The sequence below is a fragment of the Actinomadura sp. NPDC000929 genome, assembly GCF_040492065.1.
Lineage (GTDB): Bacteria > Actinomycetota > Actinomycetes > Streptosporangiales > Streptosporangiaceae > Spirillospora > Spirillospora verrucosospora.
Genome location: NZ_JBEUPA010000003.1, coordinates 121,416 through 130,497 on the forward strand (window position 1 = coordinate 121,416; position 9,082 = coordinate 130,497).

The 9,082-nt window shown below is 67.0% G+C and carries 9 protein-coding genes; 6 read left to right on the forward strand and 3 right to left on the reverse strand.

Annotated features, from left to right (window positions below; all coding sequences use genetic code 11):
• Positions 1-275 precede the first annotated feature (275 nt).
• Positions 276-893, reverse strand: a complete 618-nt coding sequence (locus ABWI04_RS02160) for a dihydrofolate reductase family protein (protein WP_353831199.1) — start codon at positions 891-893, stop codon at positions 276-278.
• A gap of 67 nt (positions 894-960) precedes the next feature.
• Positions 961-1,551: a TetR/AcrR family transcriptional regulator gene (locus ABWI04_RS02165; RefSeq protein ID WP_353831200.1), complete on the reverse strand. Its 591-nt coding sequence runs from the start codon at positions 1,549-1,551 to the stop codon at positions 961-963.
• A gap of 599 nt (positions 1,552-2,150) precedes the next feature.
• Between ABWI04_RS02165 and ABWI04_RS02170 the strand changes: the two genes are divergently transcribed.
• The 5 genes from ABWI04_RS02170 to ABWI04_RS02190 all read left to right on the forward strand — a co-directional run bounded on the left by ABWI04_RS02170 (position 2,151) and on the right by ABWI04_RS02190 (position 5,972).
• The gene (locus ABWI04_RS02170) at positions 2,151-3,881 is read left to right on the forward strand and encodes a sensor histidine kinase (protein WP_353831201.1); all 1,731 of its coding nucleotides are present in this window, start codon (positions 2,151-2,153) and stop codon (positions 3,879-3,881) included.
• Between the two features lie 30 nt (positions 3,882-3,911).
• Complete coding sequence (locus ABWI04_RS02175; RefSeq protein ID WP_345174010.1) at positions 3,912-4,346, forward strand: roadblock/LC7 domain-containing protein; 435 nt, start codon at positions 3,912-3,914, stop codon at positions 4,344-4,346.
• Positions 4,343-4,708 carry a DUF742 domain-containing protein gene (locus tag ABWI04_RS02180; RefSeq protein ID WP_345174012.1) on the forward strand — a complete coding sequence of 122 codons (366 nt, stop codon included), beginning with the start codon at positions 4,343-4,345 and terminating at the stop codon, positions 4,706-4,708. Before ABWI04_RS02175 ends, ABWI04_RS02180 begins: the two co-directional genes overlap by 4 nt.
• The gene (locus ABWI04_RS02185) at positions 4,689-5,270 is read left to right on the forward strand and encodes a GTP-binding protein (protein ID WP_353831202.1); all 582 of its coding nucleotides are present in this window, start codon (positions 4,689-4,691) and stop codon (positions 5,268-5,270) included. Before ABWI04_RS02180 ends, ABWI04_RS02185 begins: the two co-directional genes overlap by 20 nt.
• A 117-nt stretch (positions 5,271-5,387) precedes the next feature.
• Positions 5,388-5,972 carry a GAF domain-containing protein gene (locus ABWI04_RS02190; RefSeq protein ID WP_353831203.1) on the forward strand — a complete coding sequence of 195 codons (585 nt, stop codon included), beginning with the start codon at positions 5,388-5,390 and terminating at the stop codon, positions 5,970-5,972.
• A gap of 208 nt (positions 5,973-6,180) precedes the next feature.
• Here the strand turns inward: ABWI04_RS02190 and ABWI04_RS02195 are convergent, their stop codons facing one another.
• On the reverse strand, positions 6,181-7,668 hold the full coding sequence (locus tag ABWI04_RS02195) for an acyl-CoA dehydrogenase family protein (RefSeq protein WP_353831204.1): 1,488 nt from the start codon (positions 7,666-7,668) through the stop codon (positions 6,181-6,183).
• A 1,053-nt stretch (positions 7,669-8,721) separates the two neighbouring features.
• Between ABWI04_RS02195 and ABWI04_RS02200 the strand changes: the two genes are divergently transcribed.
• Positions 8,722-9,078, forward strand: coding sequence for a hypothetical protein (locus ABWI04_RS02200; RefSeq protein ID WP_353831205.1), 357 nt, complete (start codon positions 8,722-8,724; stop codon positions 9,076-9,078).
• Positions 9,079-9,082: the final 4 nt, after the last annotated feature.

Consider the following 9,082-nt stretch of genomic DNA (forward strand, 5'->3'; position numbering starts at 1 on the left):
ACTTCGTGGAGCCCACGTGCCAGACCAACTGGCCCGTGCCCGCCCCGTCTCGGGCGCGGCCGCCGAGAGCTCGCCAAGACGGCCCTCCACCCCGGACGTGTCCCCGACCGCCAGGTAAGCCGTCCCCGCGCTTTGGAGGAGCCGTGCTGGCTACAGCGCGGCTCCTCTCGCGAATACTGCCTCCTCACGCGATGGCGCTGACAAGCAGTATCGCCGAGGCAGGGCCGCCAAAGTCGCTAGGCATCGGGAGCAGGCTGTCGTGGCTGGCCCTGCGTCTACCTGCTGGAGGACTGCGGAGTGCCGGGGGCCCGGTCGTAAGTGAGGAAGGCAGCTCCGGAGTTGAGGATGGTGTGGTCGATGAGCTCCCAGACGTTGGGCGCGAAGACCGTGGTCCGTCCGAAGAGGGGGATGCCGGAGCCGATGGTGAGCGGGCTGAGTTTGATGATCACGCGGTCGATCTCGCCGTACAGTGCGCCGGCCAGTTCACCGCCGCCGACGAGCCAGATGTCTTTGCCGCCATCGCGCTTCAGTTCTCGTACCGTCGCCGCCGGGTCATCGGCGACGATTTCGACGCCGGGGTCTGGGCTTTCGGTCAGTGTCCGGGAGAAGACCAGGTGCTTGAGGTGGGCGTAGGCGTTGGTCACGTTGGCCGCGAGGCCGACCTCATAGCTTTTGCGACCTTCGACAACGGTGTCGAAATGGGTGCCTTCGGCAGTGACACCGAGCGCGGCCCGGGCCGGCCCCGGCAGGGTCTCGGGATACTCCTCGATGAGGTGCTGGACGTAGTCCTCGGACGGGGACCAGAAGCCGCCGGGGCCGGTGGGGTCGGAGCCGTCGGGGCCGGCGACGAAACCGTCGAGGGTGGAGGCGATGAAGTACACGAGCTTGCGCAAGTCAGTCCTTTGTTGATCGGTCGGCGTGGACGGTGGGTAGCCGGTCGGGCCGGGCCCGCCCGGGGTGTCACTTCGTGGCTGTGGGGAACGGAGTGACGATGCGCTCTACGGCCTGAGTGACCAGTTCGTCGCGCTCGGCGTCTGTGAAGACATCCGGAAGTGTGAGCTGCTCAACGATCAGCCAGTTCATTGCCAGGTACATCAGCAGGACGGCGGTTGCGCCGCCGGGCAGGCCCGCGGTCTCGTGCAGGGTGACGTTCTCATCGATGTCGGCGCGGACCCGCTCGGTGAGCAGCGCGCGCAGCTCCGGCCTTCTGGTGGCCTCCAGCCGAAGCTCCAGCATCGCCAGGTGCCCGGATCGGAAGGCGGCGACCCTGCCGACGCTCTCCCGCAGCATCGTGCCGTACGACGCGGCGTCCCGCGCCTGGTCGAACATCTCGGTGAGCGCGCTCTCCGCGGGCCTGAGCCGCTCGTAGACGCGGACGCCGGCCTGGACGAGCAGCTCGTCGCGGTTGCGGAAGTAGTTGGACGTGGTGCCGATGGGCACCCCCACCTCCTTGTCGAGGGCGCGCTGCGTCAGGCCCCGCGCCCCCTCGCGGGCGAGAACCTCGATGGCGCCGTCGAGCAGCGCGGCCCGACGGGCCGGGTTCTGACGCATCCCACACCTCTTTCCGCATCTGAAGTACTTCAACTGAACCACATCATGTGAAGTACGTCAATTGATGCATCCTGCTGCCCGGCGCGGACGCGGACATCACCATCTGGGGCCCGTCCGCGCACTGGCAGGTCACCGCCGGCGCGCTCCACATGGCCACCGACTAGACCCCCTACGAGGGCATGCACCTCACAGGCCGCCCGACAACGGTCATGGTCGGAGGCCGGATCGTCGTCGATGACGACACCCTCACTGATCCGACTCCCCAAGGCCGCCACCTCAAGGCCACCCTCGCGTGACAGGACTGGGGCTCAGGCACGCAACCTGAAGGCGGGCCAGTGGCCGCCCTGGAGCGGATGCGCGGTTCCTGGGAAGACTTGTGGTGCTCGCCCGGTCCAGCCGCTGTCGCTACGGCGCCACGCATCCATCGCAAAAGTAGACTTACGAGGACAAATATCCCCAATTGCGGGCATTGGTCCCGGCAATCTCGGCAATCCGCACTTTTCCCTTGAGGGGTTGTGACAGCCTAGTCACGGGTTGTGCCCATACGAGAGTCCGCATTAATCAATGTGGTGACTGCTGTCGACGCACCGAGGATGCCGATGCCTGAGTTCTTCCAATCCACTACCGGTGCCGAGCGACGGAATGTCCGGCGAGCCGGCAGGTCGGTGGCCCATGGTACGCATCGACAGAGTAAAATGCGCGCGCTTCACCTGTCCATTTTCATGCTCCCCTCGGTTGTCGTGGGCTTTCTCGGCTTCGCCGCCGTGGCGGTCGTGTACGACGGCGCCGCCGTGGGCCAGGGTGCGCGGCTGGTGCTGATCATGGCGACCGCGGGGGCCGCGATCACCCTCGGAGCCGCCTTCGTGGCGGCGGACTCGGCGACCCGCCGGATACAGCGGCAGCTCGCCGAGTCGGCCCTCCAGGGCCAGGAGAACATGCAGCGGCGGCTCGGCGAGCTCGGGTTCCTGATCGCCGAGGGGCGGCGGGACCTGCAGCGGCTGGCCGAGGGGCTCCGCGCCGGCGGGACGGCCGCCCCGATCAGCGAGGACTTCCCGCCTCCCGTCAACGCCGACTCCTACCTGCAGCTCGTGCATGAGCTGCGGAAGGCGCAGAGCGCGGCCTGGAACGCCGTGGTCGGCGCCGCAAGCCGCGATGCGGCCGGTGGAGGCGGTCACCGGGTCGCGGTCTTCGTCAACCTGGCCCGGCGGATGCAGTCGCTGTCGCATCGGGCCATCCAGGGGCTCGACGAGCTGGAGAACCAGGTCGAGGATCCAGACCTACTCAAGGGGTTGTTCAGGGTTGACCACCTCAGCACCCGCATGCGTCGCCAGGCCGAGAGCCTCGCAGTGATCGGCGGAGCCGCTTCGCGCCGCCGGTGGACCAAGCCGGTGACGGTGTACGAGGTGCTGCGCTCGGCCATCGCCGAGGTGGAGCACTACAACCGGGTCAAGGTGGTGCCTCCGGTCGAGGGGAGCCTGGACGGTGGCGCGGTCGCGGACGTCGTCCATCTGCTGGCCGAGCTCATCGAGAACGCCACCAAGTTCTCGCCGCCGCAGACGCAGGTGCTCATTCGCTTCGAGAGGGTTGCCGCGGGCATGGCCATCGAGGTCGAGGATCGCGGCCTGGGCATCCCACGGGAAGACCAGCGGCGGCTGAACGAACTGCTCGCCGACCCCGAGCGGGCCGACACCGAGGAACTACTGAAGGACGGGCGGATCGGACTGCTGGTGGTATCCGCGCTCGCTCGCCGCCACAAGGTCCGCGTCCAGCTCCAGGGCAATGTCTACGGCGGCACGCAGGCCATCGTCGTCGTCCCGGAGGAACTGGACGGCAGCGAAGCGGAGGAGGCGGAGGCGAGGCCCCCGGCGGAACCGGTGACCTCCGGGGCACAACCCGCCGCGAGCCCCTCGACCCCACTGCCGTCGCGTGTTTCCGGCTCCGGGCAGGGCCTTGAGACCCGGCCGGGTCTGCCACTGGATGAACGTGATGTTCTCGGCGCTTCCATGCCGCCGCCCCCGGCGGCCGAGGATTCCCGGTATCGGCTCTCTCCCTTGCCCGCGTCCGGCCCGCCGGCGGCCGTGACGGCCTCCGGGCCCGCGCCCGACTCCGGAACAGGGCCGGGCTTTCCGGGCGGTGACGGCGAGCGGCCGCCGTTGCCGCAGCGCCAGGCCCAGACCAACCTGGCGCCCGAACTGCTCAGTGCGCCCGCTCCCCAGCGGGATGATCAAGAAGTCGACTACAATCCGGGTTTTATGGCCGCATTCAAGAAGGGTTTGAACAGCGCGCAGGAAAACACCGACTTCGTCGATGACCCCGACAATGCGAACTGACGATAATCACACACGACAAGGAGTTTTCCGTTGAGTGCTGCCTCCCCGAACCAGGGTCGAGATCTTGCTTGGCTGTTGCGGGGGCTTGGCGAGCAGGTTCCGGTCATTCGCGGCAGCGTGCTGCTGTCGTCCGACGGCATGATGAAGGCCTCCGACGGCTTTGACCGCGCCGGCGCGGAACATCTCGCCGCGCTCGCGTCCGGGCTTTTCTCCATAGCGCGTAGTGCCGGAACGAAGTTCGACGACAGCAACGAGGTGCGGCAGGTCGTCGCGGAACTGAAGTCCAGCCAGTTGTACATCTCCTGGGCCGGCTACAATTCGGTGCTCGCGGTGCTCGCCCGAGCGGAGGCCGACCCGGCCGTCGTGGGTTTTGAGATGGCCCGGCTGATCAAGGCCGTCCGGCCCTTCCTGGACACCGCGGCACGGTCGACGGCCGCGACGAGCGACCGAAGCCGCGCGTTTTGACTTCCGGCGAGGATGAGCTCTGGCTCGACGAAGCCGCAGGGCTACTGGTACGCCCGTACGCGGTGACGGCCGGCCGCACCCATCCGACCGTCGACCTGGACATGCTGTCCTTGGTGGTGGCGGCCGACGGGCACCCTCCGGTCCTGGATCCAGAGCACGCCAAAGCGCTTGAGTTGTGCCGCAAGCCGACCCCGGTCGCCGAGGTCGCGGCGCACCTGCGGCTTCCCGTGGTGGTCACCAAAGTCCTCATCTCCGATCTGGTGGACAGCCGGGCGATGACCGCGCACGCGCCGCGAACCGCGGCCGATCCCACCGACCGAGCCCTTTTGGAGAAATTGCTCGATGGCCTACAACGAGTCTGAGGTGCTCCCCACTCAGGTCAAGATCCTCATAGCGGGCGGTTTCGGTGTGGGGAAGACGACGTTCGTCGGTGCGGTGAGCGAGATCGAGCCGCTGAGCACCGAGGAACTCATCACCTCGGCCAGCGTCGGCATCGACGATCTCGGCGGGGTCGAGAACAAGTCCACCACTACCGTGGCGCTCGATTTCGGCAGAATCACGATCGAACAGCACGGGATCGTCCTCTACTTGTTCGGGACGCCGGGGCAGCGGCGGTTCTGGTTCATGTGGGACGAGCTGTGCGCCGGAGCGTTGGGCGCGATCGTGCTCGCCGACACCCGCCGCCTGGAGGACTGCTTCGAGGCGGTCGACTTCTTCGAGAGCCGGGGGACCCGGTTCCTCGTCGCGGTCAACGAGTTCGACAACGCGTACCGCTACGGATCCGACGAACTGCGGGGCGCTCTCAAACTCGACCCGCGCGTACCGATCGTGCTGTGCGACGCTCGGGACCACACCTCCGCCATTTCCGCGCTGCGGGCTCTGATCCAGTACCTCATTACAGCCGCCCCTGCAGTCCCTGCCTGACAGAACTCGAATACATGGGGAACGCTCCATCCGGCGCCGCCGCCGCTTCGTTCTCGGGATTCGAGTTCTGTTAATCACCGCGCCCATCTTCACACTCGGCCATAATTGGAGGCCTCCGTGACGTATCCACCCAATGACCAGGCAGGGGCATTTTCGGCCCGTCCCTTGATGCCGCCCGATCGTGAAGCGTCCCAGCGCGCGAGGCGCCTGCGGGAGCTTGGCCTAGGGCAGGCGCGGGAGAGCGAATTCGATGAGTTCGCCCGTAGGGTCGCGATGGAAGCGCAGGAGCTTGTCGGGCTTCCCGGCACACCGGTGGCTTTCGTGAACCTCGTCGGCGACGATCAGTTCATCTGCGGTGTCCACACGCCACCGGCCGCCGCCGAACTCGTGGGCGGTGTCCTTGGGGCGAGAGTGCCCCTCGACGCCGGATACTGCCCGCATGTCGTCGTTCGGCGCAAGGCCCTGATTCTGGACGATGTCCTTGACTATCCGCGCTTCGCGGGCAATCCGATCGTCGACAAGCTCATGGTGCGCAGCTACGCCGGAGCTCCGCTGACCGACCGCACGGGCACGGTTCTCGGCACGATCTGCGTCGTGGACAGCGAACCGCGCCCGTGGGGCAGGACCGGACTGGATCTCCTGAAGCGCAGGGCGGCCGACCTCGTGGACCTGATACACCGCCGCGAGGGCCTGTCGGGCTAGCCGGCCGGCGGGTCCGGTGAGAGGTCCGGAGAAACGGACCGGGGACGATCCCGGCGCCGCTCTCCGGGCCTCCTCGGCGATGAGACCGGTCAAGGCTCAGGCCGCCCGGCAACCTCTTCTTGTGCCGACAAGGGCGCCGGCCGGTGAGGGGCGCCGGGAGGACCACGGTGGCCGAATCGCGGCCGCCGTGTTCGTCGGCGAGCCCGGATCACGAGGCCCGTTGCCGACCCTTCGGCCCGTAGGCGTCGAGTATTCCGGTGGCCAGCAACCGGAATTCCGTGGCGACACCGGCGATGTCATGTCTGAGGAACTCGATGGCGGGCCGGACCCGTGCCGGATCGGCGGCGGTCTCGGCAGCCCACTCCAGGACCAGGGTCACCGCGATCAGGTAGGCGATCGCGCGGCCGGCGAGGACCTGCTGCGCCTGGCCCAAGGGCTGGTCGAGGAAACTCAGGTCCTCCCGGAGCGTCGCGACGGCAGGCGCTGTGAGCGGCCAGTCGGCCAAGAACCCGCTGAGGGGCCGACCGGACCGCCGGGTCAGGCAGTGCGCGGTCAGCTGCTGGCTGAGCATGTCGTTGTTGCCGTCGAAAATACTGAAGACGCGTGTGTCCAGGAACGCCTGACCGGCGATGTTGGTGGGCGATCCGCAGCGGTATCCCTCAGCGCCGGTCAGCTGCTGATAACTCTGGGCCGCACTGATCATCCGCTCGGTCGCGACGGTTTTGAGAGCCTGCACGGCCGGAAACACCGGAGTCAGGTCGCCCTTGAAGTCCACCATCGTCTTCAGGTAGTGGCTGAGCGCTTCGCAGATGGTGGAGGAAGTGTCGATGGCCGCGAGCCTGTAGTTCACGAACCCGATCCTGGACTGCGTTTTCCGCCCGATCTGGCGGCCATCCGCATACGCGTGCGCCTCCCGGCTGATGCGGCGCAGGAATCCGGCCCCCGCCGCCGCCAGCAGCGCTCGCGACGCCAGGAACACGTCCACCGAGTCCAGGCCCGTCTCCTCGGCATCGATCCGCCGATGCCGAGGGACGGTCACATCGATGTCGTTGACCCCGTAGTCCAGCAACTTCAGGCCGAGCGCCTCGTACAGTTCGACGGTGCGGAACCCCTCGCTCCGCCTGACGACGAAGTAGCCGTACTCGCGACGGTGTGCGTTCTTCGCAAGGACCAGCCACCAATCTGCTGAAGAGCTGAGAGCCTGCCAGTGCTTGCGGCCGCGGATCCGGTAGCCTCCCTCGCACTCCTCGAATGTGGTCGTCATGGAGGACAGGGCCGAGCCGGCGCCCGGTTCGGTGGCGGCGAGCCCGGCCATCACGGGATCGCCGCCGGCGAACAGCGGCAGCATCTCCTGCTTGACCTCTTCACCGGCCCACTTCACCACCGGTAGAAGCGCCAGTGCCGTGTTGACTATCACGTAGACACCGAGGGCCAGGTTCCATTCGGAAGCCGTCTCGACGATCCGGCACATCTCGACGCTGCTGTCCCGCCCTCCGTACCGCTTGGGCAGAGTCGGAAGCCGAACCCCGGCCCTCACGAGAAGCGCCCAACTTTCGGGCGGCAGGACCTGCTGCGGGAAGGTCGCAGAGTCGAACTTGGATGCGACCGCGTCGAAGCCGGCGATGAACTCGTCCGTCGACAGAGCCAGCAGATGATTCGTCGGCAGTACATCATTCGTCATGGTGTCCGCTCTCACGGGTCGTCCTGCCAGAGGCAAGGGGGGAAGCTGCCAGGTTCCGGCGATCAAGTGCGCGCTCACGTTCGTTTCATCCGCCGCAGCAGGCCATGGACCACCTTCCGAATCACCTGGATCTTGGGCATACGTCATGGTCATTCGGCTGATCAAGGAGTGCAAGGAACATAATGCTTACCACAGTGGACGTGTGAATCATTCGCCCGGCGTGACCTGCACAGACTCGCGGATCGGCAGGGCTTGCCCTCCTCGGGTCTTGACCTGGCCACAACGCAACCGCGAGAAGTGGTTCCAGTCCGCATGCGGAGATACACCCGGACGGGAGTACCACGACGTCACGCCACGGACAGATTCCACACTCGAACCGACCGCGATGCTGATCAAGGTTACACGGAGCCCTTTTCAGCGTGACGCGCCCCCGCGAAGTCTCAGAGTGTGGACAGGCCTGTCGGGTCCTTTACAGGGCCTTACGCAGGTGGACCAGGGCCATCAACACACCGCCGAGAACTACTGCGCAGTCGACCCGTCCGGGACCGGCAAATCCACAGCCTCTCGCCACCTTCGGCGCCGGCACAATTCACGCCGGATTCGAAACCCGCTACCGCGCCGCCGCCGACCTGGTCGCCACCCTCTACCGCAGGACGGCGGCGACTCCGTCGGCCGCATCATCGAGACCCCGCCGCGCCCAGACCTGATCATCGTCGACGAGGCCGGCTTCGCACCCCTGGAGAACAGCGTCGTGGCGTCCGGAACGTCACTCATGCCCCCCGGTGCGGCGCCGGCAGCGGAGCTAGGATCGCCGTGGGCCCGCTTCGGGGAAGAGGTAGACGACGGCCACGGGTACCCCACCGTGACCGTCGGCGGAGTGCGCCCGATCGGACTGCGGACACTCCGTGCGAGCCCCGCGCCAGAGAGCCCCGAATCTGGGCGAGGCTCCTTCCCACCTGAACATGAGCCGGCGTGCTGGAAGAGATGGCGATGACTCCGGGAAGACGCCCACTGGCGACGGTGTGGTATCCCCGGGGCGCTGCAGGGAGGCTGGCGGGAGGCCACAGGATGGACCAGTTGCTCGAACCGGGACGATCCAGCCGCGTACGTGACGCCATTGTCCGAGTCGTTACCGGGCGCGGTGCGGGCGCTCCCTTCCCCGCACATTTCCCGAATTGTGATCACCAGAAAGTTCGTCATCGTTTCCTGCGTTTGATCGCCACCCAGAGGGCTGTTGCCTGTGAACCCCTTGAACAGGTCGGCGATCTGATCGTCCGAAGGGTGGCATTCACCTTGCGCAGCTTCGCCCGGGTCTCCGGCGGCAGCGGAAGCTCGACGGCATCGGCCGCCAACTCACCCACTTCGGCCGCGAAGTCTGCCCTCCATTTCGCCCCCTTTCTCGTGCCTCTGGCCAAACATCTGTGACGGA

Coding starts and splice junctions, on each gene's coding strand:
- ABWI04_RS02165 (WP_353831200.1), bottom strand. CDS start 1,551: ATGCGTCAGAACCCGGCCCGTCGGGCCGCGCTGCTCGACGGCGCCATC.
- ABWI04_RS02170 (WP_353831201.1), top strand. CDS start 2,151: ATGCCTGAGTTCTTCCAATCCACTACCGGTGCCGAGCGACGGAATGTC.
- ABWI04_RS02185 (WP_353831202.1), top strand. CDS start 4,689: ATGGCCTACAACGAGTCTGAGGTGCTCCCCACTCAGGTCAAGATCCTC.
- ABWI04_RS02200 (WP_353831205.1), top strand. CDS start 8,722: ATGGACCAGTTGCTCGAACCGGGACGATCCAGCCGCGTACGTGACGCC.